Source organism: Actinoplanes siamensis (assembly GCF_016862395.1).
GTDB classification, from domain to species: Bacteria; Actinomycetota; Actinomycetes; order Mycobacteriales; family Micromonosporaceae; genus Actinoplanes; species Actinoplanes siamensis.
Window position 1 is genome coordinate 21,742 of the sequence record NZ_BOMW01000040.1, and the last position, 24,939, is coordinate 46,680.

General features: G+C 71.7%; 25 protein-coding genes and 1 pseudogene. 5 read left to right on the forward strand and 21 right to left on the reverse strand.

Going from position 1 to position 24,939, the window contains the following annotated elements; genetic code table 11:
* Positions 1-27: 27 nt before the first annotated feature.
* From Asi03nite_RS21280 to Asi03nite_RS21305, 6 genes are all read right to left on the reverse strand, one after another.
* Entirely contained in the window at positions 28-438 is a 411-nt protein-coding gene (locus Asi03nite_RS21280; RefSeq protein WP_203682182.1) for an MFS transporter, read from the reverse strand.
* Entirely contained in the window at positions 435-1,148 is a 714-nt protein-coding gene (locus Asi03nite_RS21285) for a MerR family transcriptional regulator (RefSeq protein ID WP_203682183.1), read from the reverse strand. Before Asi03nite_RS21285 ends, Asi03nite_RS21280 begins: the two co-directional genes overlap by 4 nt.
* A gap of 79 nt (positions 1,149-1,227) precedes the next feature.
* A complete protein-coding gene (gene rdgB, locus Asi03nite_RS21290) occupies positions 1,228-1,842 on the reverse strand; it encodes an RdgB/HAM1 family non-canonical purine NTP pyrophosphatase (protein ID WP_203682184.1) in 615 nt (204 codons plus the stop codon).
* Between the two features lie 73 nt (positions 1,843-1,915).
* Positions 1,916-2,644: a ribonuclease PH gene (rph, locus tag Asi03nite_RS21295; protein ID WP_203682185.1), complete on the reverse strand. Its 729-nt coding sequence runs from the start codon at positions 2,642-2,644 to the stop codon at positions 1,916-1,918.
* A gap of 10 nt (positions 2,645-2,654) precedes the next feature.
* Positions 2,655-3,863, reverse strand: a complete 1,209-nt coding sequence (locus tag Asi03nite_RS21300) for a glycosyltransferase (RefSeq protein WP_203682186.1) — start codon at positions 3,861-3,863, stop codon at positions 2,655-2,657.
* Positions 3,864-3,927: 64 nt separating this feature from the next.
* A complete protein-coding gene (locus tag Asi03nite_RS21305; RefSeq protein ID WP_203682187.1) occupies positions 3,928-4,674 on the reverse strand; it encodes an MBL fold metallo-hydrolase in 747 nt (248 codons plus the stop codon).
* 299 nt (positions 4,675-4,973) lie between these two features.
* Here Asi03nite_RS21305 and Asi03nite_RS21310 point away from each other — a divergent pair, with 299 nt between their 5' ends.
* Positions 4,974-5,360, forward strand: a complete 387-nt coding sequence (locus Asi03nite_RS21310; protein ID WP_203682188.1) for a hypothetical protein — start codon at positions 4,974-4,976, stop codon at positions 5,358-5,360.
* Positions 5,361-5,369: 9 nt separating this feature from the next.
* Here the strand turns inward: Asi03nite_RS21310 and Asi03nite_RS21315 are convergent, their stop codons facing one another.
* From Asi03nite_RS21315 to clpS, 5 genes and pseudogenes are all read right to left on the reverse strand, one after another.
* On the reverse strand, positions 5,370-6,335 hold the full coding sequence (locus Asi03nite_RS21315; protein WP_203682189.1) for a PLP-dependent cysteine synthase family protein: 966 nt from the start codon (positions 6,333-6,335) through the stop codon (positions 5,370-5,372).
* A gap of 5 nt (positions 6,336-6,340) precedes the next feature.
* On the reverse strand, positions 6,341-6,655 hold the full coding sequence (locus Asi03nite_RS21320) for a MoaD/ThiS family protein (protein WP_203682190.1): 315 nt from the start codon (positions 6,653-6,655) through the stop codon (positions 6,341-6,343).
* Positions 6,656-6,710: 55 nt separating this feature from the next.
* Positions 6,711-7,207, reverse strand: a pseudogene (locus Asi03nite_RS21325) (M67 family metallopeptidase).
* A 61-nt stretch (positions 7,208-7,268) separates the two neighbouring features.
* Positions 7,269-7,769: a DUF2017 domain-containing protein gene (locus Asi03nite_RS21330; RefSeq protein WP_203682192.1), complete on the reverse strand. Its 501-nt coding sequence runs from the start codon at positions 7,767-7,769 to the stop codon at positions 7,269-7,271.
* A 20-nt stretch (positions 7,770-7,789) separates the two neighbouring features.
* Positions 7,790-8,080 (reverse strand): ATP-dependent Clp protease adapter ClpS, encoded by a 291-nt coding sequence (clpS, locus tag Asi03nite_RS21335; protein ID WP_185039781.1) that lies wholly within the window; start codon positions 8,078-8,080, stop codon positions 7,790-7,792.
* Between the two features lie 96 nt (positions 8,081-8,176).
* Between clpS and Asi03nite_RS21340 the strand changes: the two genes are divergently transcribed.
* On the forward strand, positions 8,177-9,463 hold the full coding sequence (locus Asi03nite_RS21340) for a nicotinate phosphoribosyltransferase (protein ID WP_203682193.1): 1,287 nt from the start codon (positions 8,177-8,179) through the stop codon (positions 9,461-9,463).
* 9 nt (positions 9,464-9,472) lie between these two features.
* Positions 9,473-10,054, forward strand: a complete 582-nt coding sequence (locus tag Asi03nite_RS21345; protein WP_203682194.1) for an isochorismatase family protein — start codon at positions 9,473-9,475, stop codon at positions 10,052-10,054.
* 141 nt (positions 10,055-10,195) lie between these two features.
* On the opposite strand, the gene Asi03nite_RS21350 is transcribed toward Asi03nite_RS21345, so the two are convergent.
* From Asi03nite_RS21350 to Asi03nite_RS21365, 4 genes are all read right to left on the reverse strand, one after another.
* Positions 10,196-11,233, reverse strand: a complete 1,038-nt coding sequence (locus Asi03nite_RS21350; protein ID WP_203682195.1) for an LLM class flavin-dependent oxidoreductase — start codon at positions 11,231-11,233, stop codon at positions 10,196-10,198.
* A 183-nt stretch (positions 11,234-11,416) separates the two neighbouring features.
* Positions 11,417-12,706, reverse strand: coding sequence for an MFS transporter (locus tag Asi03nite_RS21355; RefSeq protein WP_203682196.1), 1,290 nt, complete (start codon positions 12,704-12,706; stop codon positions 11,417-11,419).
* A gap of 279 nt (positions 12,707-12,985) precedes the next feature.
* On the reverse strand, positions 12,986-14,746 hold the full coding sequence (gene ctaD, locus Asi03nite_RS21360) for an aa3-type cytochrome oxidase subunit I (protein ID WP_203682197.1): 1,761 nt from the start codon (positions 14,744-14,746) through the stop codon (positions 12,986-12,988).
* Positions 14,747-14,929: 183 nt separating this feature from the next.
* On the reverse strand, positions 14,930-16,036 hold the full coding sequence (locus tag Asi03nite_RS21365) for an FAD-dependent monooxygenase (RefSeq protein WP_203682198.1): 1,107 nt from the start codon (positions 16,034-16,036) through the stop codon (positions 14,930-14,932).
* 331 nt (positions 16,037-16,367) lie between these two features.
* Here Asi03nite_RS21365 and Asi03nite_RS21370 point away from each other — a divergent pair, with 331 nt between their 5' ends.
* Together Asi03nite_RS21370 and Asi03nite_RS21375 are read left to right on the forward strand one after the other, a co-directional pair.
* Positions 16,368-17,429 (forward strand): DNA polymerase ligase N-terminal domain-containing protein, encoded by a 1,062-nt coding sequence (locus Asi03nite_RS21370; protein WP_203682199.1) that lies wholly within the window; start codon positions 16,368-16,370, stop codon positions 17,427-17,429.
* 130 nt (positions 17,430-17,559) lie between these two features.
* Positions 17,560-18,927, forward strand: a complete 1,368-nt coding sequence (locus Asi03nite_RS21375; protein ID WP_203682200.1) for an MGH1-like glycoside hydrolase domain-containing protein — start codon at positions 17,560-17,562, stop codon at positions 18,925-18,927.
* Positions 18,928-19,060: 133 nt separating this feature from the next.
* On the opposite strand, the gene Asi03nite_RS21380 is transcribed toward Asi03nite_RS21375, so the two are convergent.
* The 6 genes from Asi03nite_RS21380 to Asi03nite_RS21405 all read right to left on the reverse strand — a co-directional run bounded on the left by Asi03nite_RS21380 (position 19,061) and on the right by Asi03nite_RS21405 (position 24,877).
* On the reverse strand, positions 19,061-20,146 hold the full coding sequence (locus tag Asi03nite_RS21380) for an S-(hydroxymethyl)mycothiol dehydrogenase (protein ID WP_203682201.1): 1,086 nt from the start codon (positions 20,144-20,146) through the stop codon (positions 19,061-19,063).
* Between the two features lie 43 nt (positions 20,147-20,189).
* Positions 20,190-20,639 carry a MarR family winged helix-turn-helix transcriptional regulator gene (locus Asi03nite_RS21385; protein WP_203682202.1) on the reverse strand — a complete coding sequence of 150 codons (450 nt, stop codon included), beginning with the start codon at positions 20,637-20,639 and terminating at the stop codon, positions 20,190-20,192.
* Positions 20,640-20,838: 199 nt separating this feature from the next.
* Positions 20,839-21,228, reverse strand: coding sequence for a cupin domain-containing protein (locus Asi03nite_RS21390; RefSeq protein ID WP_203682203.1), 390 nt, complete (start codon positions 21,226-21,228; stop codon positions 20,839-20,841).
* Positions 21,229-21,246: 18 nt separating this feature from the next.
* On the reverse strand, positions 21,247-22,926 hold the full coding sequence (locus Asi03nite_RS21395; RefSeq protein ID WP_203682204.1) for an EAL domain-containing protein: 1,680 nt from the start codon (positions 22,924-22,926) through the stop codon (positions 21,247-21,249).
* Positions 22,927-23,212: 286 nt separating this feature from the next.
* A complete protein-coding gene (locus Asi03nite_RS21400; protein ID WP_239102823.1) occupies positions 23,213-23,635 on the reverse strand; it encodes a PDDEXK-like endonuclease domain-containing protein in 423 nt (140 codons plus the stop codon).
* Between the two features lie 573 nt (positions 23,636-24,208).
* A complete protein-coding gene (locus tag Asi03nite_RS21405) occupies positions 24,209-24,877 on the reverse strand; it encodes a hypothetical protein (RefSeq protein ID WP_203682205.1) in 669 nt (222 codons plus the stop codon).
* Positions 24,878-24,939: the final 62 nt, after the last annotated feature.

Genomic DNA, 24,939 nt, shown 5'->3' on the forward strand with positions numbered 1-24,939 from the left:
TGGCGGACACCGGTCCTCCGGCTCCTCTCAACGGCCGGATCCGGCCGCGGCGGGGGTCCGGGTGGCGGCGTATCGCCGCAGCTCCGGCACCGCCCGCAGGACCACCGCGACGGTGACCACGGTGAGCACGCCGCCGGCCCCGATCGTCACCCGCGGGCCGGCCAGCGCGCCGATCGCGCCGTGCAGCAGGTTCGCCAGTTGCGGGCCGCCGACCAGCACGACCGTCATCGCCCCGGAGATCCGGCCGCGCATCGCGTCGTCCGTGCAGGCCTGGGTGATGGCGTTGCGGAAGGTGCTGAGCACGAAGTTGGCCGCGCCGCCGAGCGCCAGCACGGCAAACGCCGCGACCAGGCTGAACGAGCCACCGGCCGCGGCCACCAGCGAGGCCGTCCAGATGCGACGGAGCGCCGGGATCGCCAGTGGGCGCCGGTCCATCACGAGCCCGCCGGCTCGTCGAGGGCGACCACGTCGGCGACGACCACCGCCACGTTGTCCGGAGCCCGGTACGCGTAGGCCCGCTGGATCAGGTCCTCGACCACCTGCCGCGGAGCCCCCGGCACACTCAGCGCCTCCCGCAGCTCCCCGGCTGGCACAACCGTGGAGAGGCCGTCCGTGCACAGCAGATACCGGTCGCCGGCGAGGGTCTCCAGCGGCCGCAGCGCGCCGACCGCGGCCCGGCCCACCCGGTCACCGAGGCCGCGCATCCCGTCGGCCACCGCGAGCAGACGCGATCCGGCGTACGCGTAATCGTCGTTGGTGTCGCGCACCGGGCCGGGGCGGGCGCTCGCCGCGCACCGCAACCCGAGGGTGACCCGGGCGGCGGCCCGGCCGGACAGGTGATCCACCAGGAAGCCGGCCAGGCGGCCACGGGCGGCCGTCTCCGCCTCGATCTGCGCCCAGTACCGGGCCACCGCCCCGGCCGCCTCGTCCGGCGGCAGGTCGCAGACCTGCGCGATCCGGGCCAGCGGCATGCCGAGACGGCGCAGCCAGGCGATCAGCCGGGCACGGTCGAGCTGACCCTCCGCATAGGAGCGGTAGCCGGACGACTCGTCCACCGCCGCCGGCCGGAGCAGACCGAACTTGTCGTAGAGCCGGAGAGCCCGCGGAGAGAGCCGGGTGATCCGGGCGAACTCGCTGATCGAGAGCATGACGTCGATGCTGGACCTTGACGCGGGGGCAAAGTCAACCCGCTCCGCCGGCCCGCCTGCGGATCACCCGAGGCATGCCCTAGCGGGGCAGCTCCTTGGCGATGACCTTGGCCAGCTCCCGGAACGCCTTGCCGCGGTGGCTGATCGCGTCCTTCTCGGCCGGGCTCAGCTCCGCGTTGGTGCGGTCCTGGCCGTCGCCGACGAAGATCGGGTCGTACCCGAAACCGCCCTCCCCGCGCCGCGCCCGCAGCAACCGCCCGGACTGCCGGCCCTCGACCAGGTGCTCGCGGCCGTTCGGCAGGACCAGGGCGGCAGCGCAGACGAACGCCCCGCCGCGGTGCTCGTCGCCGACGTCGCTGATCTGGGCGAGCAGCAGGTCCAGGTTGGCCGCGTCGTCGCCGTGCCGGCCGGACCAGCGGGCGCTGAACACGCCCGGCATGCCGTTGAGCGCGTGCGCGGCGATGCCGGAGTCGTCCGCGACGGTGGGCAGGCCGGTCCGCTTGGCGCCCTCACGGGCCTTGATCAACGCGTTCTCGCCGAAGGTCAGACCGGTCTCCGGGACCTCCGGGTAGCCCGGGAAGTCGCCCAGGCCGACCAGCTCGATCCGGCTCATGCCGAGCGCGGCGTCGAGGATGCGTTGCAGCTCGACCAGCTTCTTCTTGTTCGCCGTGGCGAGCAGAAGCCGGGAACTCATGCCACCCCTCCGTTTCGCTCCGGGGCGCCCTGAGTTCGGCCATCGAGCCCGATGATGAACTGTTTCCGGTCGCTCACCGGGCGAGCGCCTTCTGCTGCGCGGCGTTCAGCTCGGCACACCCGAGGACGCCGAGGTCCAGCATGGCGTCCAGCTGGGCGCGGCGGAACACGCCGTTCTCCCCGGTGCCCTGCACCTCGACGAAGTCGCCCGCTCCGGTGCAGACCACGTTCATGTCGACCTCGGCGGCGACGTCCTCCTCGTACATCAAGTCGAGTCTCGCCTCGCCACCGATCATGCCGACGCTGACCGCCTGGATGGAGGTGTGCAGCACCTTTTCGATCTTGCCGGCCAGCGCCTTGCGCGCGGCCAGCCAGGAGACCGCGTCGTGCAGCGCGACGTAGGCGCCGGTGATCGCCGCGGTGCGGGTGCCGCCGTCGGCCTGCAGCACGTCGCAGTCCAGAACTATCGAGTTCTCCCCGAGCGCCTTGAGGTCGATGCAGGCCCGCAGGCTGCGCCCGATCAGGCGGGAGATCTCCTGGGTGCGCCCGCCGACCTTGCCCTTGACGCTCTCCCGGTCACCACGGGTGTTCGTGGCGCGGGGCAGCATCGCATACTCCGCGGTGAGCCAGCCGAGGCCGGAGCCCTTGCGCCAGCGCGGCACCCCCTCGGTGACGCTCGCGGTGCAGAGCACTCGCGTGTTGCCGAACTCCACCAGCACCGATCCCTCGGGGTGGATGCTCCAATGCCGGGTCAGCGTCACCGGTCGCAGCTGGTCGGCCGCTCGGCCGTCGGGTCGCGCCATGACCCCAACCCTATGCGTAGCGCGCCGCGCCCGCTTCGTCCGCCCCGGGCTCGCGTGTCGGCGGGGTCACCAGCCGGGGCCGCGGGACCGCCGGGCGGATCAGCGCGGGCGCCACCGCCGGCTCGATGCCGTGCGCGTGCAGGAAGCCCTCGACCGCGCGGGGCCAGCCGTAGCGCTCGGCCCGGGCCCGGGCCCGGGCCCGGCGCTCGTCCCGCGGGCGCTCCATGATCTGGGAGACCGCGTCGGCGAACGCCTCCGGCGTGCCAGGCACCGCGACACCGGCGTCGCCGATCACCTCGGGCAGCGCGCTCTGCTCGTCCACCACCACCGGGGTGCCGCAGGCCAGCGCCTCCAGCGCGGAGAGCCCGAAGGTCTCCACCGGGCCGGGCGCGACCACGACGTCGGCCGAGGCGAGCAGCGCGGCGACCGCCTTACGATCCCCGATGTGGCCGGCGAATCGGACCGGCAGCCGGGCGGCCCGGTAGGCCAGCGCGGCCCGCCGCGTGCCGTCCCCGGCCACCACCAGCACCGCCGGCACCTTGCCGTTGCGCAGCACGGCCACCGTGTCAACGGCCAGCTCCGGCCGTTTCGCCGCGGAGAGCCGGCTGGCAAAGACGATCAGCAGCTCGTCCGGCCGGGCGTAGCGGGACCGGACCGAGACGTCCAGCCGGCGCGGATGGAACACGTCCAGGTCGACGCCGAGCGGGACCTCCACCAGGTTCGGCACACCCAGCCGGCGGAACTCGGCGGCGGCGAACGCGGTGGTGCAGACGATGGTGTCGAACGCCTCAGCGGTCCGCCTGTTCAGCCGGTCCGCCATGGCGTCGCGTTTCGGCATGCCCCAGACGCCGAGCAGGCCGGCCAGGCTCTCGTGGGAGACCATCATCGACCGGACCCCGCGCCGCCGGGCCCAGTTGCCGGTCCAGCGCAGCGTGGTGCGGTCGGAGACCTCGATCCGGTCCGGCTCCAGGCTGTCCAGCAGTTTGATCAGCTCACGCCGGCCGGCCATCACCCGGTGGCCGCCGGTGCGCGGGATGGGCGCGCTGGGCAGCGTGATCACCCGGCCCTGGCCGACCTGCTGGTCCTTGAACGTGCGGCCGGGAATGATCAGGACCGCCTCGTGGCCGGCCGCCTCGTAACCCTTGCCGAGCTCGCGCAGGGCCGTCCGCAACCCGCCGGTATGAACCGTGACGAAGTTGGCCAGGCGAACGATGCGCATCCAACAGCTCCAAGGTCACGACACGAGGTGCACCGGTGTAAGCCGATCCCACCCCCGTACCGGCTCAGAGATCGTATCTGGCACCCGGGCGGACGACTTCGACCGGTCCCGCGTAAGCGGCGCCGGCCGCCTCCACGATAGATGCCTCGCTGGCCCACGCCGGAACGAGATGTGTCAACAGCAGCCGGGCGACATCCGCCTTGGTGGCCGCCTCACCCGCCTCGCCGCCGGTCAGGTGCAGGTCGGGCGGGTTGGCCACGCCGTCCATGTAGCTCGCCTCGCAGAGGAACAGATCCGCGCCGGCGGCCAGGCGCAGCAGCGCCTCGCACGGCGCGGTGTCCGACGAATAGGCCAGGACCCGGCCATTGTGCTCGATCCGGACGCCGTACGTCTCCACCGGGTGGTTGACCCGGTCCACGGTGACCATGAGCGGGCCGATCGGGAAGGTGCCTGGCTGCAGGCCGTAGAACGTGTAGACGTCGTCGACCGGCTCCCCCTCGGCGCTGTACGCCGCGGCGATGCGCTCGGCGGCGCCCAGCGGCGCGTAGACCGGAAGCGCCGGCAGCGGGCCGGCCGGGTCGTAACGCCGGACCACGACATAGGTGCACGCGTCCAGCATGTGGTCGCAGTGCAGGTGGGTGAGCAGGATCGCGTCGACGCTCCGCAAGTCGGAATACCGCTGCAGGGCGGAAAGCGCGCCCGACCCGAAGTCGATCAGGAGGCGGAATCCCTCGGCTTCCACGAGATAGGCCGAACAAGCCGACTCGGGGCCGGGGAAACTGCCGGCACACCCGAGAACGGTTAGTCGCATGCGGGTCCCTCTGACTCACACTGGGTCGGCCACCGGGTCGGCCACTTCTGGGTCGGCCGAATCTGGGTCGTCCACGCCCCGCCCGACCGGTCCGCGCTGGGCTTGTCAGACCAGTCAATCACGCAGCGAAGCGTACGCGCTGACCACTGCCTGACGTTAACAACTGATCGATTTGTCGCTAAATCGACAACGCACATCACAGCCGCTGTGACCTGGGTCGTCACATTTCCACCGTCACGTCCGGTAAGCCCTCCGCGTTGCTCTCAGTGAGGGCCTGAAAGCGATCTGATGGAGGCGACATGACCGCCGTCGAGCCGACCCACATCTCCCGTCCCGCGTTACCCGAAATCGTGTCCTTCGAACCGTCCTGGGAACCCCAGCCGGCGGTTTTCCGGTTTCCGGCGGAGGACGATCCGGCGCCCCGCCCGACCCAGGTGCTGGCGATGGCCGCGTACTCGGCGATGCTCGGACTGACCGGCGTGGGGGTCGGCCTCTACGGGCTCGTGGCGGTGCTGCGCGGGGCGCCCGCGTGGTACCTGCCGGCGCTGGCGGTGCTGACCATGTTCAGCGTGGCGCTGGCGGTCGGCGCGTTCCTCGCCGTCCACCAGCGCACCCTGCCGTGGATCCTGCTGCTCGCCGCGGCGCCGCCGATGGGTTGCGCCCTCCTGCTGGCGGTGAGCCGCTGAAGCCCGCCGTCAGGCCCAGAGCTGCCCTTCGAGGGCTTCCTCGGCGTCGTTGAGCGTGCCGCCGTAGGCCCCGGTGGACAGATACTTCCAGCCGCCGTCGGCGATCACGAACGCGACGTCGGCCCGTCTGCCGGCCTTGACCGCCTCGTGCGCCACCGCCAGCGCGGCGTGCAGGATCGCGCCGCTGGAGAAGCCGGCGAAGATGCCCTCGACCTCGACCAGTTGGCGGGTCCGCAGCACCGCGTCGCGGGTGCCGACCGAGAACCGGCGGTCCAGCACGGTGGCGTCGTACAACTCCGGGACGTATCCCTCGTCGATGTTGCGCAGGCCGTAGACCACCTCGCCGTACCGCGGCTCGGCGGCGACGATCTGGATGCCGTCGACCTTCTCCTTGAGGAACCGGCCGGTGCCCATCAGCGTGCCGGTGGTGCCCAGGCCCGCCACGAAGTGCGTGATGGTGGGCAGGTCCTGGAGCAGCTCCGGGCCGGTGGTCTCGTAGTGCGCGCGGGCGTTCGCCGGATTGCCGTACTGGAACAGCATCTTCCAGTCCGGGTGCTCGGCGGCGATCTGCTTCGCCGTCGCCACCGCCTGGTTCGAGCCGCCGGCGGCGGGCGAAAAAATGATCTCCGCGCCATACATCCGCAGCAGCTGGGTTCGCTCCGCCGAGACGTTCTCCGGCATCACGCAGACCAATCGGTAACCGCGCAGCTTGGCCACCATGGCCAGCGCGATGCCGGTGTTGCCGCTGGTCGGCTCGAGGATCGTGTCGCCCGGGCGCAGGCGCCCGGACTCCTCGGCCGCACGCACCATGGAGAGCGCGGCGCGGTCCTTGATGCTGCCGGTGGGGTTGCGGTCCTCCAGTTTGGCCCACAAACGCACCGGTGGCGCCCCCTCGGGCACCACCGGGGAGAGGCGGGGCAGGCCGACGAGCGGCGTGCCCCCGCACGCGTCCAGCAGGCTCTCGAAGCGAGCCATCGGGCTTAGCGCCCCAGCAGAGCGGCCGCGGCCGCGAAGCCCAGAGCACCGCCGGCCACGGCCGGGAGGATGGTGATCGAGTCACCGTCGTTCAGCTTCGCGTCGAGCGCGCCGAGGAACCGCACGTCCTCGTCGTTGACGTAGATGTTGACGAACCGGTGCAGGCCGCCCTCGGCGGTGATCAGCCGGCCCTTGATGCCGCTGTGCCTGGCGTCCAGGTCGTCGATCAGGGCGGACAGGCTGTCGCCGGCGCCCTCGACGACCTTGGCGCCGCCGGTGTAACTGCGCAGGATGGTGGGGACGCGAACTTCGATGGCCATGGTTGTCATGCTCCTAGAAAGTCGTTTTACGGGTCAGGCGGGGACGGTCTTCTTCTCAGAGGTAGCGACACTCGTAGAAGACCGACGCCGGGCTCTGCCCGAACATGTACGACTGCACGGCACACACCTTCACGACTTCACCGTCGCATCCACGATGTTGACCTCTTCCTCGGTCACCACACCGTCCACGATACGGAACGAGCGGATCTCCTCGGAATCCGGCTCACGGGTCGAGACGAGCAAATAGTGCGCGCCCGGCTCGCCGGCGAACGAGACGTCGGTGCGCGACGGATACGCCTCGGTGGCCGTGTGGGAGTGGTAGATGACCACCGGCTCCTCGTCGTTGTCGTCCATCTCGCGCCACACCCGCAGGTGCTCCATCGAGTCGAACTCGTAGAACGTCATCGACCGGGCCGCGTTGTCCATCGGGATGTGCCGGGTCGGCACGTCACTGCCGATCGGCCCGGCCACCACACCGCAGGCCTCGTCGGGGTGGTCCCGGCGGGCGTGGGCGACGATCGCACGCACGATCGAACTGTCGATGGTCAGCACGGCGTTCACATTACCGAACCAATTCGCCACCCTGCGCGTGGCGAGGCACACACTGCGTGCGCTACTTGATCTCGGGCAGCGCGTTGAGCAGCGATTCCTGCAGGTAGCCGAGATACGCGTAGACGGAGAGCTGGAACACCCGGCTGGAGCCCGGATCCTCCAGGACCGCCTCGTCCAGTTCCTCGGCCAGGTCGGTGTCGGCCTGGATGTCCAGGCGGGTGCCCATCGCCAGCCGGGCGTCGTTGATCGCCCGCAGCCAGGCCTCGGCGGCCTCGCCGTCCAGCCGGACCTCGCCCTCGCCCTCGTCGGGCAGCGCGGCCAGGATGGCGCCCGCCTGATCGATCTTGGCGGTCTTCAGGTCGCCCTCGGTGTACAGCCGGAACTCCTGGCTGTCCTCCGGCCGGTCCGGATAGATGTCCGGGAACAGCCGGCCGACCACCGGGTCGGTGTGATCCATCCCGTCGGTCAGCAGGCCCACCACCTCGGCGGCCACCTTCCGCAGGACACGCACCTCGTCGTGTGCGAACGTGGCCACACACTGACGGCCGCTGCGTCGGAACATGCTCTTCCCCACCCGCTTTGTCAGGCTCGGTCCACAGTTGCCCAAAGACCGTATCCGTGCAGTTGGTTGGCGTCCATCTCCATGCGCTCGCGAGCCCCGGTGGAGACCACTGCCTTGCCCTTGGTGTGCACATCCATCATCAGCCTCTCGGCCTTCTCCTTGCTGAAGCCGAAAAGCTTTTGGAAGACCCAGGTCACGTACGACATGAGGTTGACCGGATCGTCCCAGACGATGGTCACCCAAGGCCGGTCCTCGGCCGGGACCTCCTCGATCTCCGGCGTCTCGACGGGAGCAACTTGGGGTAACGCCATGCCCCCATGGTGCCACCGGTTGCGCCGGATCTGTGAACCGGAGCGCGGAACCGCAGGTCGCGACGCACTCCCGGGGCACGCATTAGGGTAGGTCCCGTGAATACGACCGGGTCGGCGCTGCTGACCGACCACTACGAGCTGACCATGATCAGTGCCGCCCTCAAGGACGGCACCGCGGATCGGCAGTGCGTCTTCGAGGTGTTCGCCCGGAGGCTGCCCACCGGGCGGCGGTACGGCGTGGTCGCCGGCACCGACCGGCTGATCGAGATGATCACCGATTTCCGGTTCGACCCCGCCGAGATCGAGTACCTGCGCTCGGCCGGCGTGGTGGACCAGCCCACAGCCGACTGGCTGGCGGGCTACCGCTTCACCGGCGACATCGACGGATACGCCGAGGGTGAGCTGTTCTTCCCCGGCTCCCCGATCCTCACCGTGAGCGGCCGGTTCGCCGAGTGCGTGGTGCTCGAGACGCTGATCCTGTCGGTGCTCAACCACGACTGCGCGATCGCGGCCGCCGCCGCCCGGATGGTCACCGCCGCCCGTGGCCGGCCGATCATCGAGATGGGCTCCCGGCGCACCCACGAGCAGGCCGCCGTCGCGGCCGCCCGCGCGGCGTACCTGGCCGGTTTCGCCTCCACGTCCAACCTCGCCGCCGGCCGGCGATTCGGCATCCCCACCACCGGCACCTCGGCGCACGCGTTCACGCTGCTGCACGACGACGAGCCGGCCGCGTTCGGCTCCCAGGTGGCGGCGCTCGGCAAGAACACCACGCTGCTCGTCGACACGTACGACATCAGTCAGGGCATCCGGAACGCGATAGCGGTCGCCGGACCGGACCTGCGCGCCGTCCGGATCGACTCGGGCGACCTGTCAGTTCTCGCCCAGCAGTCCCGCGAACTGCTCGACTCGCTCGGCGCCACCGAGACGAAGATCATCGTGTCGGGTGACATGGACGAGTACTCGATCGCCACGCTCGCCGCCGAGCCGGTCGACATGTACGGCGCCGGCACCGCGGTCGTCACCGGCTCCGGAGCGCCCACCGCCGGCCTGGTCTACAAGCTGGTCGAGGTGGCCGGCCGCGCGGTCGTCAAGCGCTCCGAGAACAAGGCGACGGTCGGCGGCCGCAAGACCGCGGTGCGCCGGCACAAGCCCACCGGCACCGCCACCGAGGAGATCATCGTCTCCCAGGGGGTGCCCGACCACCAGAGCAACGACCGGCTGCTGCAGCGCTCCTACATCGCCGCCGGCGAGCCGCAGACCCGGCCCAGCCTGCTCCAGTCCCGCGACCACCTGCGGCAGAACCTGATCTCCATCCCGTGGGAGGGTCTCAAGCTCTCCGCGGGCGACCCGGCCATCCCGGTCATCATCATTCCCACCGCTTAGGGGCTCTCCATGTCACGCGCGTTGATCATCGTGGACGTGCAGAACGACTTCTGCGAGGGCGGCTCGCTGCCGGTCGCCGGCGGCGCCGCGGTCGCCAAGGGCATCTCGCTGGTGCTCGCCAAGGCGGGCGAGCGCTGGGACCACGTGGTCGCCACCAAGGACTACCACGTCGACCCGGGCGCGCACTTCAGCGACCACCCGGACTTCGTCGACAGCTGGCCGGCGCACTGCGTGGCCGGCTCGGCCGGCGCCGACTTCCACCCCGAGCTGGTCACCGACCGGATCGAGGCGGTCTTCCACAAGGGCGCGCACCAGGCGGCCTACTCGGGCTTCGAGGGCCGGACCGAGGCCGGCGAGACCCTCGCCGGCTGGCTGCGGGGCAGGGGAGTCACCGACGTCGAGGTGGTCGGGATCGCGACAGATCACTGTGTACGGGCGACCGCGCTCGACGCCGCCGCCGAGGGTTTCGCCACCACGGTGCTGCTGGAGCTGACCGCCGGGGTGGCTCGGGCGACCACCGAGGCGGCGCTCGACCAGTTCCGCGCGGCGTCGGTGGAGACGACCGGCACCCCGGTCGTCGACCCCGTCTGAGGTCAGGCCGTTCGCCTCAGCCACCCACCGGACGCCACCCGACCGCCGAGAGACCTCCCACGACCAGCCGCGCGCGAACGGCTGGCGCTCAGAGACGTTTGGCGGTCCGCTGTGCCACCCGGCCGGACCGGCCGGGCCCGGTCAGCGGGCGATGCCGGCCAGCAGTTCGATCTGGCGCGGGTCGTCGGCGTAGCAGTACAGGATCAGCTCGTCCGCGCCGAACTCCCGATAGGCCGCAACGGTTTCCGCGATCCGTCCCGGGTCGCTCAGCGGCTCGCCCCAGCCGGCGCGCCCGGTGAAGGCGTAATAATCGGCCACCGCCCGCCTCCCCCGCCGCACCGTCTCGGCGTCGCCGACCGCGACGTTGATCTGACACACCAGGCGCGCCCGGCCCGCACGGCCCGCTTCCTTCCACTGCTCATTGACGGTACGGACGAGGCCACCCGCCCATTCCAAAGGCGCCGCACAGACGAACCCGTCGGCGAACCGCGCCACCCGCCGCAACGCCTCGGACGCGAACCCGCCGATCAGAATCGGCGGACCGCCCACCGCTGACGGCCGCGGCCCGATCCACCCCGCCGCCCCGATCTCCCCACGCCAACTCCTGCTGTCGTCAGCCGGCGCCGAGCCGGCCGCCCGCGACCCGCCCCGTACGCCGACCGCCCGCACAGCACCGCCGGCCAGGCCACGTGCGGCCGCCCGGGAGCCGGCCGGCTGCGACTCGGGTTCCCCTGGATCAGCCGACCGCGGCTCACCGCGCGAGCCGGCCGGCAGCGGCGCGCGGTAGGGCTCGCCGTTCCAGATCCCGCGCAGGTCGGCGAGCTGGGCGTCGAGAATCCGGCCGCGCCGGGTGATCGGCACCCCGGCCGCCGCGTGGTCGTCGTCCCGGCCGCCGATGCCGATGCCGAGCACAAACCGGCCCGCCGACATCCGGTCCAGCGTGGCGACCTGTTTGGCGAGCAACGCCGTCGACCGCAGCGGCCCGAGCAGCACCTCGGTCTGCAACCGGATCCGGCTGGTGGCTCCGGCCAGGACGGCGAGCGCGGTCAGCGGCTCCGGGTTGTCGTAGGCCAGCCGGTCCAGCAACGCGACCGTCGCGAACCGGTGGTCCTCCGCGAGCCGCGCCCACTCCAGCAACCGAGCCGGATCACTGATGGGCAGCCCAAGACCGATTTCCATGAACTTCTCCTCGAAAGGCAGGCAGCAACAACCGACGTCGCCACCTCCTCCCCGCTCACGGCGAGGTCACCGGCCTGTCCGCGACAGGTATCCAAGGCCCGATGATTCGGAGTTCCCGGCCAACCTACCGGCCCCACCGGTCCGGCGGGCAAGCCGTTTTCCACCACGACCCGCGGCGAGCAATCAGCGCGCCGCCGCGCCACCACCGGGGCCCGAGGTGCCGGCAGCGGCGTCGGCGGGAACCACCGCCGGCTCAATGCCCGGACCGGGAGCCGGCTCGACGGTCGACACGGCAGCGGCCGGAGTGCTCCGGCGGCGCAGTTCGGCCGGGAGGACCAGCAGGGCCACCAGGACGCCGACCGCGCCGACCGCGGTGAAGCCCCACTTCGGCCCCCACGTGTCGATCGCCAGACCGGCCAGCGGCCCGCCCAGGGCGACGCCCACGGTCAGGGCCGAGTTGTGCAGGCCCATGGCCTCGCCGCGGGCCGCGGCCGGGATCATCCGGCTGATGGCGTCGGAGCTGGCCGTGATCGTCGGGGCGCACAGGGCGCCGGCCGGGATCAGCAGGACGGCCAGCAGCCACCAGTGCGAGCCGCCGAGCCCGACCGGGATGGTCAGCAGGGCCATCGGGGCCAGCAGCGCCAGAGCCGGCAGGCCGCTGCGGACCAGGCCGTAGGCGAAGCCGCCGAGCAACGAGAAGAGCGCCCACAGCGACATCACCAGGCCGGTCCAGCCGAGCTCGCCGGAGGCGCGCAGCACGGCCACCACCGACACGTCGGTGCCGGCCAGCACCAGCGTGGCCGCCATCGTGACGGCCAGGACGGCGACGAACCGGGGCTTGAGCCACTCCCGGCGGGCGATCCGCTCGCCGGCCGAGACCGGGGCCTCGTGCGCGGCCCGGGTGGGCGGGTTGAGCAGCCACAGGCCGACGCCGGAGAGCAGGATGCCGGCCGCCAGCACGACCATGGCGACACGGGCGCCGGCGGTGGTGGCGATCAGCACGCCGAGAGCCGGGCCGGCCATGAACGACAGCTCGGTGGTCATCGAGTCGAGCGCGAAACCGGGCAGCCGATGCGACTCCGGCGTGAGGGCGGCGATCGCCTGCCGGGCCACCGAGAACGCCGGGAGCGCCAGGAAGCCGCCGACCAGCGCGACCGGCAGCAGCGCCCAGTACGGCAGGGACTGGGCGACCAGCCAGTAGACCACCTCGGCGACCGTCGTCAGGGCCAGCACCGGGCGCAGCCCCCGCCGGTCGATGAGCCTGCCGATCACCGGGGCGCCGATCGAACCGCCGATCGTGGAGGCCGCGCCGACCAGGCCCGCCGCTCCGTACTTCATCCCGAGGCCGGTCACCACGTGCAGGGTGAGCACGACCGCGCCGGCCGCGATGGGGATGCGGGCCAGCGTGGCGACCGCGAGCACCGACATGACCTTCGGCAGCGCGAGCGTTTCCCGGTAAGGCGTGAGCAACATGACGATCCTGACCTCCGCCAGCGATCCTGCCCCAGGGGCGCGACGGAAACCAACGGCTTTGGCGCAGCTCACGTCGGGTGCGGTGGCGAACCGGGCGAGGAGCAGCGCACCGCGATCGTCCGCGGGTCGCCGGGCCGGGTCGGCGGGCGGGCCAGCGGCACGGGTGGGCCAGCGGCACGGGTGGGCCAGCGGCACGGGTGGGCCGGTGTCCCAGCCGTCCGGGCCGGGAAAACGAACCGGCCCGCACTCCGTGCGGAGTGCGGGCCGGTTCGGCACGGCCTAGTGGTCGCGGTTGCTCTCGACGTCCTCCTGGTACGTCGCGCCGCCGTCGGACTCGTGGCTCAGCACGCGCGCGCCACCCTCCGGCGGCCCGCCGAGCGAGCCCTGGTCGCCCGCCGCGAGCTCCGGGAACTTCAGGTCGAAGGCGGGCCGCTCGGAGCGGATCCGCGGCATCCGGTCGAAGTTGCGCAGCGGCGGCGGGGTGGTGGTGGCCCACTCCAGCGAGTTGCCGAAGCCCCACGGGTCGTCGGCCGTGACGACCTTGCCGACCTTGTACGACTTCCAGATGTTGTAGAGGAACGGCAGCGTGGCCAGGCCCAGGATGAACGACCCGATCGTGGAGACCGTGTTCAGCGCGGTGAAGCCGTCGGTCGGCAGGTAGTCCGCGTACCGCCGGGGCATGCCCTTGGTGCCCAGCCAGTGCTGCACCAGGAAGGTGGCGTGGAAGCCGATGAAGGTCAGCCAGAAGTGGACCTTGGCGAGGCGCTCGTCGAGCATCCGGCCGAACATCTTCGGGAACCAGAAGTAGATGCCGGAGAAGACGGCGAACACGATGGTGCCGAAGAGCACGTAGTGGAAGTGCGCGATCACGAAGTACGAGTCGGAGACGTGGAAGTCGATCGGCGGGGAGGCCAGCAGCACGCCGGAGAGACCACCGAAGAGGAACGTCACCATGAAGCCGATCGCGAAGAGCATCGGCGGCTCGAAGCTGACCTGGCCGCGCCACATGGTGCCGATCCAGACGAAGAACTTCATGCCGGTCGGGACCGCGATCAGGAAGCTCAGGAAGCTGAAGAACGGCAGCAGCACCTGGCCGGTGACGAACATGTGGTGCGCCCACACCGACATCGACAGCGCGCCGATCAGCAGCGTCGCGGCGACCAGGCCCTTGTAGCCGAAGACCGGCTTGCGGCTGAAGACCGGGATGACCTCGGTGATGATGCCGAAGAACGGCAGGGCGATGATGTACACCTCGGGGTGGCCGAAGAACCAGAAGAGGTGCTGCCAGAGCATCGGGCCGCCGGTCTGCACGTCGAAGACGTGGGCGCCGAGCACCCGGTCGGCGGCGAGGGCGAACAGCGCGGCCGCCAGGAACGGGAAGACCATCACCGCGAGCAGCGCCGTGACCAGCATGTTCCAGGTCATGATCGGCATCCGGAACATGGTCATGCCGGGCGCGCGCAGCGTCAGGATCGTGGTGATCAGGTTCACCGAGCCGAGGATCGTGCCCAGACCCGAGATGGCCAGGCCGACCACCCACATGTTGCCGCCGACGCCCGGGGAGTGCAGCGAGTCGCTCAGCGGCGTGTAGGCGAACCAGCCGAAGTCGGCGGCGCCGCCGGGGGTGACGAACCCGCCGATGGTGATCAGGCCACCGAACAGGTACAGCCAGTACGCGAAGGCGTTCAGGCGGGGGAAGGACACGTCCGGCGCACCGATCTGGATCGGTACGACGTAGTTGCCGAACGCGAACACGATAGGTGTCGCGAAGAACAGCAGCATGATCGTGCCGTGCATGGTGAACAGCTGGTTGAACTGCTCGGGCGACAGGATCTGCATGCCCGGCCGGGCCAGCTCGGCGCGCATCAGCAGCGCCATGAGGCCACCCAGAAGGAAGAACACGAAGGCGGTGACCATGTACATGATCCCGATCTGCTTCGCGTCCGTCGTGCGCAGGATTCGGGCGAGGGCCGAACCCTTGACCTGCCGCCGGACCGGATATGGACGGGTCGCGATCGGCGACGGCGCAACGGTCGTCACGAAATGCCTCCGTTGTCTCGTTCGTCCCACTCGGCACACCTCGAAGATCGGGCGTACCTCGCTGGCAGAATAGTCCCCCGCCGACCCCCGGCCGTCGCGGGGTGACCAAAGGACCACGCAGGACGAACGCCCACCAGCGCGACAAGACAGTGGAGGACCGCGACCGATACCGGCCGGCGTGGCTCAGACCGGAGCGACCAGAGCCCGGTAGTGATCGTTGAAGATCTGCAGACCACGTCGCCGGAGCATCGGGTCGCGCAACGACGGCGGCACGTCGCGCGTCCGGTCCCGCTCCCGGGTGCGGTCGCGCACCTCGGCGCAGCGCGGCCGGCGCCGCTCTTCGTAGGCGCGCAGGGCGCCCGGGATGTCCGTCCCGACGCGCCGCAGCTCCTGACCGAGCACGTAACCGTCCTCGAAGGACATCGCCGCGCCCTGGGCCAGGGTCGGCGCGGTGGCGTGCGCGGCGTCGCCGACCAGCACCACCGGGCCGCGTGACCAGACCGGCAGGACCACCTCGTCGGTGCGGGCGACCGACACCTTCTCCACCCGTTCCAGGATCGCCGGGACCGGGCCGCCGAACGATCCGAACACCTCGCGCAGCCGCTCGCGCGGATCCGCCGGGTCGGGCGTCTCCGGGGCGGTCTCGTCGGCATAGAGGTAGATCCTGCGGCCGCCCATCGGCATCGCGACGAACTGCGCGCGCCGGCCCAGCACCGCCGTCCAGTCGGTCAGCGGCGGGCCACCGGAGACCACCGAGCGGTAGACGATCTGGCCGGTCGGGGTGGCCGGCCCCCCCAGGCCGATCTTCTCGCGGATCGTGGAGCGACGGCCGTCGGCGCCGACGACCAGGTCGTACTCCGCGATGGCGCCGGTGGAGAACTCGACCTTGGCGGCCCCCTCGATGATCTGGACGTCGCGCACCTCGGTGTCGTAGCGCACCTCGCCGCCGACCCCGGTGAGCAGCACCTGCTGCAGATCGCTGCGGGACAGCGCGCGGGACTCGCCGACCCCGGCCCAGAGCGCCGCGACGTCCATCTCGAACAGGCCACGACCGCGGGAGTCCAGGAAGACCTGCCGGAAGATGAGGTCACCCAGCGGGCGCAACGGCACGTCGAGGCCGAGCAGGCGCAGCGCGCGGGAGGCGTTGCCGGGCAGATAGATGCCGGCGCCGGGACTCATGGTGGCCGGCAGGGCCTCCACCACGTCCGGCCGGAAGCCCGCGACTCGCAGCCCTCGTGCCGCGGCCAGGCCGGCGATGCCGCCGCCCACCACCAGGATGCGCAAGGTCATCGGCCAACGCCTTCCTGTCGATGGACACGCGTCGGAGCCAGAACACTACCGCGTGCCACCGTAGCGGAAAAGCGACGATCAACAAGGCGCCCGATTCGCACCGGATCCGCTGCCTCCGGCCACAGTGGGGTCACCCCGGCGGGTGGTTCCACAGTGGCGAAGGCCCGGCCCGCCCGGGCCAGCGCGACCGCCCGGCGCGCCCGGATCACCCGGCGCGCCCGGACCACCAGGTGCGGCTGGTGCGGCAGCAGTTCCATCCCCGTCATGCGGACACCCAACCATCGGGGTACGACAATTCCGGGCGCCCGGACGCACCGGCAGAATCAAGGTCATGCCGGACCGCCTCGATGAGTACCGCCGCAAACGGGACCCCGCGCGCACGCCCGAGCCGATGCCGGCCGGCGACCCGCCACCGTTGACCGGCCGGCGCTTCGTCATCCAGCAGCACCACGCCCGCAGCCTCCACTGGGACGTCCGGCTGGAGCGTGACGGCGTCCTGGTCTCGTTCGCCGTCCCGCGCGGCCTGCCCCGCGACCAGGCCCGCAACAACCTGGCCAAACACACCGAGGACCACCCGCTGCAATATCTGGACTTCGCCGGCGAGATCCCGTCCGGCGAGTACGGCGGCGGCCGGATGACCATCTTCGACCGGGGCACCTACGAGAGCGACAAGTGGCGTCACGACGAGATCAGCGTCACCTTCCACGGCGACCGCACGAGGGGGCGGTACGTCTTCTTCCAGACCGGCGGCGCCGACTGGATGGTGCGCCGGATGGACCCGCCGGAGCCGGGCTGGGAGCCGATGCCCGACGACCTGCGCCCGATGCTGGCCACCCGGGCCGCCCAGCTGCCGCCGGACGACGCGGACTGGGGTTATGAGATGCGCTGGGCGGGACAGCGCTGCCTGGCGTACCTCTCCGGGGGGAGAGTGCGCCTGAGCGGACCCGGCGGCGAAGAGCTGACCCCCGTGTTTCCCGAGGTCCGGGGGTTGGGCCCGGCGCTCGCGCCGGTGGAGGCGGTCTTCGACGGCGAGCTGGTGGCCTTCGACGGCGCCCGGCCCGATCCGGCCCGGCTGTCCCGCCGGGCGACGGCCCGGAACCCGAAGCGGGCCGCCGAGCGCGATCCCGTGCAACTGCTGCTGTACGACCTGCTGTGGCTGGACGGGCACAGCACGACGGAACTGCTGCGCTACGCCGAGCGCCGCGAGTTGCTGGACGGCCTGGCGGTGGCCGGCGAGCACTGGCAGACCCCGCCGTTCTTCCCGGGCGGTGGTCTCTTCGCCCTGGACGCGGCGCGGGCGCAGGGCCTGTCCGGCGTGGTGGCGAAGCGGCTGGACTCCCCCTACCTGCCCGGCCGGGCGAGCCGCCTGTGGCGGGAGATCATCGTGAGCTGAGCGGCACCCCGGTCACGTACGCCGACACCGTGGTACCCAAGATGCAACCAGCAGTTCGTTCAGGAGCGTTACGGCTCGCCCGATGGCGGGGGTCTACCGGCGACCGCAGTGGAAAGGGCCCCACTTCACCATGCTCTCGTCCCCCGTCGCCTTCCCCGACCTGTCCGCGGAGCTCTGGCAGTCCGCGGTACGGGTGCTGGAGACCAACTGGTCCGGCGACCACACCGTCCCGTCCCGCCGCCTCTACCCGCACCAGTGGAGCTGGGACACCGCCTTCATCGCTGTCGGCCTGGCCTACGTCAACCCCACCCGCGCCTGGCGTGACCTGCACAACCTGTTCGAGGCGCAGTGGCCGGACGGCCGGGTGCCGCACATCGTCTTCGATGCGGCGACCGCTGAGGACGGCTACTTTCCCGGCCCCGGGTTCTGGAACGTCCCGGTGCTGGCCGGCCGCCCCGCCCGGCGCAGCACCGGCATCGTCCAGCCGCCGCTGCACGCGGTCGCCGCGTGGGAGGTCTACCGGCACGCCGCGGCGCACGGCGCGGCCTGCGTCAGCGAGGCGCGCACCGAGCTGGCCTGGCTCTATCCCCGGCTGGTGGCCCAGCAGGAATACCTGACGCGGCGCCGGGACGCCGGCGGCTCCGGGCTGGCCTCGATCGTGCACCCGTGGGAGTCCGGCCTGGACAACAGTCCCGCGTGGGACCAGGCGCTGGCCGAGGTGCCGGCCGACCTCACGCTGCTGGAGCGGCACCGGCGGCACGACCTGGCGGTGGCGGACGCCGCGCATCGGCCCACCGACGAGGACTATGCCCGGTACGTGGGGCTGGCCCTCGGCTACCGCGACGGCGGCTACTCCGACACCGAGCTGGTGCAGCGGCATCCGTTCGCCGTCGAGTGCCCGGCGTTCAACAGCATCCTGGCCGTCGCCGAGCTGGCCCTCGCGCAGATCGCCGGGGTGCTCGGGCGGACCGCCGGCGCCATCCGCCACCGGGACCGGGCCCGGGAGATCACCGCGGCGATCTCCCGGCGGCTGTGGGAGCCGGCCACCCGGACGTTCCGCGCCCGCGACGCCCGTACCGGACGGCTCAGCCCGGCCCGCTGCGTGAGCGGCCTGCTCCCGCTGATGCTGCCGGACCTGCCGGCCGACCAGGCCCAGGCGATCATGGCGGAGGCCCGGTCGGAGCGGTTCGGGCTGCCGGCGCCGAGCGCGGACCGGGCCGCGCCGTTCTTCGACACCCGCCGGTACTGGCGCGGGCCGGTCTGGATCAACGTGAACTGGCTGCTGCGACGCGGCATGCAAGTGCACGGTTTCCGCGGCGAGGCGGAGGAGCTGCGTCGGGCCATGCTGCGCCTGGTGCACGAGCACGGCCACTACGAGTACTTCGACCCGGACACCGGGCAGGGACTCGGGGCGCCGACCTTCAGCTGGACCGCGGCGCTCTGCCTGGACCTGCTCGCCGACCGCTCGGCCCCCGCCTACTCCCGAAGCCGGGCCTGACCGCGACCACGACGCATTCGCCCGTCGATGAGGAGGGCGCCGGAAACGACCACGCTTCGCTTGTCGTTTCCGGCGCCCTGGTCATCGACTCAAAGGGGCGGAATGCCCGCCGAGCGGAGCGAGGCCATCCAACTCAGAACACCACCACCGAGCGCAGCACGTCGCCGGTGTGCATCTTGGCGAACGCCTGCTCCACCCCGTCCAGCGGGATCTCCTCGGTGACGAACGCGTCCAGGTCGAGGCGGCCCTGCAGGTACAGCTCGGTCAGCATCGGGAAGTCGCGGCTGGGCAGGCAGTCGCCGTACCAGCTGGACCTCAGCGCGCCGCCGCGGCCGAAGACGTCGAGCAGCGGCAACTCGATCCGCATGTCCGGGGTGGGCACGCCGACGAGCACCACGGTGCCGGCCAGGTCCCGGGCGTAGAACGCCTGCCGGTACGTCTCCGGCCGGCCCACCGCCTCGACCACCACGTCGGCGCCGAAGCCACCGGTCAGCTCGCGAACCCGCTCCACCACGTCGTGCTCGCGCGCGTTCACCGTGTGCGTGGCGCCGAAGCCGCGGGCCCACTCCAGCTTCCGGTCGTCGGTGTCGATCGCGATGATCGTGGTGGCGCCGGCCAGCGCCGCGCCGGCCACCGCGCCGTCGCCGACCCCGCCGCAGCCGATCACCGCCACCGAGTCCCCGCGGGTCACCCCGCCGGTGTTGATGGCCGCGCCCAGGCCGGCCATCACGCCGCAGCCGAGCAGGCCGACCGCGGCCGGCCGGGCCCGCGGGTCCACCTTCGTGCACTGGCCGGCGTGCACCAGCGTCTTCTCCGCGAACGAGCCGATGCCCAGGGCCGGCGTGAGCTCGGTGCCGTCCTCCAACATCATCTTCTGCGCGGCGTTGTGGGTGGCGAAGCAGTACCACGGCTTTCCCTTGGCGCAGGCGCGGCAGGTGCCGCAGACCGCGCGCCAGTTCAGCACCACGAAGTCGCCGGGCGCCACGTCGGTGACCCCGTCGCCGACCGACTCGACCACGCCGGCCGCCTCGTGCCCGAGCAGGAACGGGAAGTCGTCGTTGATCCCGCCCTCCCGGTAGTGCAGGTCGGTGTGGCACACCCCGCACGCCTGCACCCGCACCACGGCCTCGCCCGGCCCGGGGTCCGGCACCACGATCGTGGCCACCTCGACCGGCTTGCCCTTCTCCCGGGCGATCACGCCCCGAACCCGCTGACTCATCTGTCCCACGCACCTTTCGTCATCGCCCACCCTCACCACGACCCTACGGATTTTCCAGCAGCGCTTCGGCAAGCTTCGTGAGCTGGCGGACCTGAGCGTCGGTGAGCCGGTCGAAGATCAGCTGCTGGACGGTACCGGCGTGCCCCGGCGCGCTCGCCACCACCTTGGCGTAGCCCTCGTCGGTGAGCACCGCGATCTGCACCCGGCCGTCGGCGGCGGCACGCTCGCGGCGCACCCAGCCCTTCTCCTCCAGCCGGGCCACCACGTGGGAGAGCCGGGACAGCGAGGCACAGGCGCGCCGGGCCAGGTGGCTCATGGGCAGCCGGCGCTCGGGATGCTCGGAGAGGGTCATCAGCACCAGGTAGCCCATGTGGGTCAGCCCGGCGTCCCGCTGCAGCTGTGCCTCCAGCGCGGCCGGGACCTTGACCAGCACCTCCACCAGCCGCCGCCAGGCCGCCTGCTGTTCCTCGGTCAACCAGCGGGGCTCTTCCATGCTGGAAGGTTAGTGGCGTTCGGACAGTGAGGTATGGGCCGGGCGGACAGCATTCCACCGAACGTCACCGAATCGATCGACTTACGTGAACCTCAGCGAGTAGGCTGTCCGAGGACTTTCTACCCCGACACGACGCCGGAACCGGCTGGCTGGGGGGCCTCGGCCGGTTCCGGCGTCGTGTGCCTTGCGGCGCTGGTTCTCACGCGGTGGGCGGCTCGTCCTGGCCGGCTTCCTCCGCGGCGTCCGCCTCCTCCTTGGTCTTGTGCACCGCGCCGTCGGCGTGCTCCGGCGGGCCGTAGACGGTGTAGAGGACCAGCGGGTTCGGCCCGTCGTTGAGGAAGTTGTGCTTGCGGCCGGCCGGCACGACCACGAGGTCCCCCTGGGCCACCTTCCGCGTCTCGCCGGAGACGACAGCCTTGCCGACGCCGCTGACGAAGGTGAGGATCTGGTCCACCTCGTGGACCTCCTCACCGATCTCGCCGCCCGGCGGGATGGTCATGACGACGAGCTGAGTGTGCTTGCCGGTCCAGAGGACACGGCGGAAATCCGGACTCTGCTCCGCGACAGTGGCGATCGTGTAGTGCTCCATGGCAGCACGTTACCCAACTCAGGCGTCGCGCAACCGGCCCGGCACGACCGGCGACGGGCGCCCGATCAGGTAGCCCTGGACGTAGTCGACGCCCAGCTCACGCAACATCCGCAGGGTCGCCTCGTCCTGCACGAACTCGGCCACCGTGTGGATCCCGTACGCCTGGCACACCTGCACCAGCGCGCGTACCAGCACCTGGTCCTGCGGGTTACCGGCCAGGTCCACCACGTACTCCCCGTCGATCTTGACGAGGTCGATCGGGAAGAGCCGCAGGTAGCGGAACGACGCGTAGCCGGAGCCGAAGTCGTCGAGCGCCAGGGAGCAGCCCAGGTCGCGGATCCGGTCGGCGAACCGGCGGGCCTCGCTCAGGTTCCCGATCAGCGCCGTCTCGGTGATCTCGAAGGTGAGTTGCCCGGGGTTCACCCGGTACTGCGCGAGCAGCCGCTCCACCTCGGCGGTCAGGCGCGGGTCGCCGACCGAGCGGCCGGACAGGTTGATCTGCAGGCCCATCCCGGGCTGCTCGGCGGCGAGCCGCATGGCCCGCTCCACCACCCACAGGTCGATGTCGAAGACCGCGTCCAGCCGCTCCGCGGTGTCCAGCACGTGGATCGGCGACTGCGGGCCGTCCGCGTCGTCGAGCACCCGCAGCAGCAGCTCGTGCCGCGTGACCCGATTGGTCTGCAGCTCCAGGATCGGTTGCGAGTAGAGGGTGAACCGGTCGGTGCCGAGCGCGTCGGCCACCCGGTTGCGGTACGAGCCCTGGCGGTCCCGCGCCGGCACCGGGTGCGCGACCAGGGTGATCGGGCAGTCCACCTCGCGCGACTGCCGCCAGGCCTGCTCGGCGTCGATCAGCAGGTCGTGGCTGCCGGCCTCGGAGTCCGGCCGGAACCGGACCAGGCCACCCCAGACCAGCGTGCCGGACTCCGCGCGCAGCGCCTCGACCAGGGCGGCCGCCTGCTTGCGGGCGGCGGACCAGTTGGTCGACGTGAGCAGGACCGCGAGCTCGTTGGTGCCGACCCGGCCGAGCAACTGCTCCGGCCCGACCCGGTCCTCGAGCCTCCGGGCGGTCCGCTGCAGCAACTCGGGGTTGCGCTCCGGGCGGACCGCGTCGCCGGCCCGCTCCGCCTGCACCCGCAGCACCAGCAGCGCGCCGGCGGCGGCCCGGCGCAGCGCGCGGTCGATCTCGTCGGCGAACCGGGCGCGGGTCAGCAGCCCGGTCGCCGGATCCGGCTCGACCAGCGAGGACTGCACGGTCTCGCCCCGGCGGGTGAGCCGGGCGTCCTCGCGGCGGGCACGCTCGCGGTCGGTGACATCGCGGACCGTGCCCCGGATGCCGCGGACCGTGCCGTCCGGGCTCGTCACCGGCTCGAGCCGGCAGTCCACGTCGAACCAGCCGCCGTCCTGGCGCATCAGCCGGACCGTGGCGAGCACGGTGGCCCGGCTGGTCCAGGCCTCGGTGATGGCGCCGAGCGCGGTGGCCAGATCGTCCCGGTGTACGTAGCGGGCCAGCACCTGGCGGGTCATCTCGCTCTCCGCGGGGGCCCGGCCGAGCATCGCGGACAGGGCCGCCGACCAGACGATCTGGTCGCTCGCGGCGATGTAGGAGAACCAGGCGGCGCGGTCCTCGACCGGCGGGCGCGGCTCGGGCAGCGAGGCGGCCGGCGGCGCCCATCGCTCCCGTTCCTCGGGCACGGTCATCCGGCGGCACCTCCCCCCTCGCGCACGACTGTCTCCGCTGCCACCAAGTCCCTCACCTATTACGACCCGTCACCGGGCCGTAATAACAGTGGACGCCACCGTCAAAGTTTTGACGTATCCGCAGGCAAGGCCAGGAGCAGGGAATTATCGCCCATCCAGAGTATCGAAACAACCGAACGGTGGACCGCTATGCCACCCAAAGCTACCGAAAAGCGTCGCGGCCTCCATAACAGAAAGTCACTGCGAGTGTTCATCGGAAAACCTTCAGCGATCCCCTACCCGCAAGTCACCGTCCACATGCACGCCACGTTCCGAGAACCATGCGCTGGGTGAGCGTCACTCGACGACCGGAGTGATCTCCAGCTCGTTGATCCGCTGCCGGACCGGCCGCATCGCCGCCTCCGGCTCCCGGGCGGAGACGCCGCCGGCGGATGCGGACGAACACGCGGTTGCCGACCCGCTCCAGCACCGCCTGCCGGCGCACGTCGCTCTCCCACCGCCGCGGGCCCCGATACGTGTCGCCGCCGCGCTCGATCGCCAACCGCCGCCCGTCCGGTGCGCCGAGCACGAAGTCGATGCGGTAACCACCGATCCGGAACCGCGGAACCGGCCGGCAGCCGCGGACCGCGAGCAGGCGCAGCACGTCCCGCTCGAAGTCGTTCCCGAAGTCGGCCTCCACCACGCCGCCCGGCCCGGCGAGGCCTTGCAACTGACCCCAGACGCCGCTCGTCGAGGCCGCGCCGGGCGTCCGTCCGCAGCCGGGACGGACCGGCCGGGGAGACGGTGATCAGCGCGCGGTCCGGGTCGTGGTCGTCAGGACCGGCGTGGCGACCAGCGGGTAGCGGACCCGGGCACTGCCCATGGTCGCCTCCAGGATGCCGTGGCCCCGGACCATTTCCCGCCGACGTGCCCGACCCGGTGTTCGCGCTCACCGCGGCAGCTCCCAGCCGGCCGTGACCACGAATGAGCACCGCCCGTCACCGCCCCCACCCGCGCCGACTGTCCCGCCCGACCCGGACCAGTCGAACGGCCAGCCGTCGCCGTCGATGAGCCCTGATCAGGCAACCGCACCGCGGCGGAACCGGTGGACGCCGCCCGGGGCGGACGGGCGGCATCCACCGGGCGGCTCCGGCCCGCCGCCGGCAGAGGCTCCAGAAGCGTCACCACTCGGGAGGACGTCGCCGCCCGGAGCGCCACCCTCGCGGGCGGGCGCCCCCTCCCGGCGAGCAAGCGTCGCCGCTCGACGAAGGGAGCGCCATCGCCCGTCAGCAAGCGCCACCGCTCAGGGGAACCGCATGCGCCGGGGCCGCGGGATGACCGGAGGCGGCAGCGGCAGGTCGTCGAGGTGGCTCCAGTTCAGCGTGCCGTTGTCCGTGGATTTCACCTCGCCCAGGCACGCCCGGAGCAGGCCGAGATTCGGCGCTCCGGCATAGCCGGCGATGACCACCTCCGGTTTCGGCTCGATCCCGGAGATCGCCGCGCAGATCTTGGCAACCTCGCGCTCGTCGACCGCGTCCAGCGGGAGCGGCGCCTCCACCGGGGATCGGCGCCACGGCGGCCCGAACCGGCCGAGCAGCTCCCGCGCGAGACGGCCGAACGAGCGGCCCACCTCGGCGTCGGCCATCGACAGGCGCGCGGACTGCCCGTAGCACCACGGCACGACGATGTGCCCGTTGATCAGCACCAACTGGTACACCGACCGCGGCACGCTGATGATCTCGGCGCCCGGCAGCGTGCCGAGGAAGAGGACCAGCTCCTCGTAGGGCAACGGCCAGCGCGGATTGCCCAGCACGCGCTCCACGGTCTGTGTCATGGCCGGGTGGGCGTGCACCTCACGGTCGATCGCTGTACTCAGGGCCTCGGGCACCCGGGTCCACAGCTCGTCGGCGATCTTGTCGCCGAACTGCTCGACCAGCCAATCGCTGGGACCGACGAGAACGTCTGGACGCATTCCTCACCACCACCGTCCGTGATGTCGACGTCACTGCTGGCTAGAAGAGTTGCACTTCCGAT

Bases quoted from the DNA above. Each gene is read 5' to 3' on its own strand.
- Asi03nite_RS21285 (WP_203682183.1), bottom strand. From the start codon at position 1,148: ATGCTCTCGATCAGCGAGTTCGCCCGGATCACCCGGCTCTCTCCGCGG.
- rdgB (WP_203682184.1), bottom strand. From the start codon at position 1,842: ATGAGTTCCCGGCTTCTGCTCGCCACGGCGAACAAGAAGAAGCTGGTC.
- rph (WP_203682185.1), bottom strand. From the start codon at position 2,644: ATGGCGCGACCCGACGGCCGAGCGGCCGACCAGCTGCGACCGGTGACG.
- Asi03nite_RS21300 (WP_203682186.1), bottom strand. From the start codon at position 3,863: ATGCGCATCGTTCGCCTGGCCAACTTCGTCACGGTTCATACCGGCGGG.
- Asi03nite_RS21305 (WP_203682187.1), bottom strand. From the start codon at position 4,674: ATGCGACTAACCGTTCTCGGGTGTGCCGGCAGTTTCCCCGGCCCCGAG.
- Asi03nite_RS21310 (WP_203682188.1), top strand. From the start codon at position 4,974: ATGACCGCCGTCGAGCCGACCCACATCTCCCGTCCCGCGTTACCCGAA.
- Asi03nite_RS21315 (WP_203682189.1), bottom strand. From the start codon at position 6,335: ATGGCTCGCTTCGAGAGCCTGCTGGACGCGTGCGGGGGCACGCCGCTC.
- Asi03nite_RS21320 (WP_203682190.1), bottom strand. From the start codon at position 6,655: ATGGCCATCGAAGTTCGCGTCCCCACCATCCTGCGCAGTTACACCGGC.
- Asi03nite_RS21330 (WP_203682192.1), bottom strand. From the start codon at position 7,769: ATGTTCCGACGCAGCGGCCGTCAGTGTGTGGCCACGTTCGCACACGAC.
- clpS (WP_185039781.1), bottom strand. From the start codon at position 8,080: ATGGCGTTACCCCAAGTTGCTCCCGTCGAGACGCCGGAGATCGAGGAG.
- Asi03nite_RS21345 (WP_203682194.1), top strand. From the start codon at position 9,473: ATGTCACGCGCGTTGATCATCGTGGACGTGCAGAACGACTTCTGCGAG.
- Asi03nite_RS21350 (WP_203682195.1), bottom strand. From the start codon at position 11,233: ATGGAAATCGGTCTTGGGCTGCCCATCAGTGATCCGGCTCGGTTGCTG.
- Asi03nite_RS21355 (WP_203682196.1), bottom strand. From the start codon at position 12,706: ATGTTGCTCACGCCTTACCGGGAAACGCTCGCGCTGCCGAAGGTCATG.
- Asi03nite_RS21365 (WP_203682198.1), bottom strand. From the start codon at position 16,036: ATGACCTTGCGCATCCTGGTGGTGGGCGGCGGCATCGCCGGCCTGGCC.
- Asi03nite_RS21370 (WP_203682199.1), top strand. From the start codon at position 16,368: ATGCCGGACCGCCTCGATGAGTACCGCCGCAAACGGGACCCCGCGCGC.
- Asi03nite_RS21375 (WP_203682200.1), top strand. From the start codon at position 17,560: ATGCTCTCGTCCCCCGTCGCCTTCCCCGACCTGTCCGCGGAGCTCTGG.
- Asi03nite_RS21380 (WP_203682201.1), bottom strand. From the start codon at position 20,146: ATGAGTCAGCGGGTTCGGGGCGTGATCGCCCGGGAGAAGGGCAAGCCG.
- Asi03nite_RS21385 (WP_203682202.1), bottom strand. From the start codon at position 20,639: ATGGAAGAGCCCCGCTGGTTGACCGAGGAACAGCAGGCGGCCTGGCGG.
- Asi03nite_RS21390 (WP_203682203.1), bottom strand. From the start codon at position 21,228: ATGGAGCACTACACGATCGCCACTGTCGCGGAGCAGAGTCCGGATTTC.
- Asi03nite_RS21395 (WP_203682204.1), bottom strand. From the start codon at position 22,926: ATGACCGTGCCCGAGGAACGGGAGCGATGGGCGCCGCCGGCCGCCTCG.
- Asi03nite_RS21405 (WP_203682205.1), bottom strand. From the start codon at position 24,877: ATGCGTCCAGACGTTCTCGTCGGTCCCAGCGATTGGCTGGTCGAGCAG.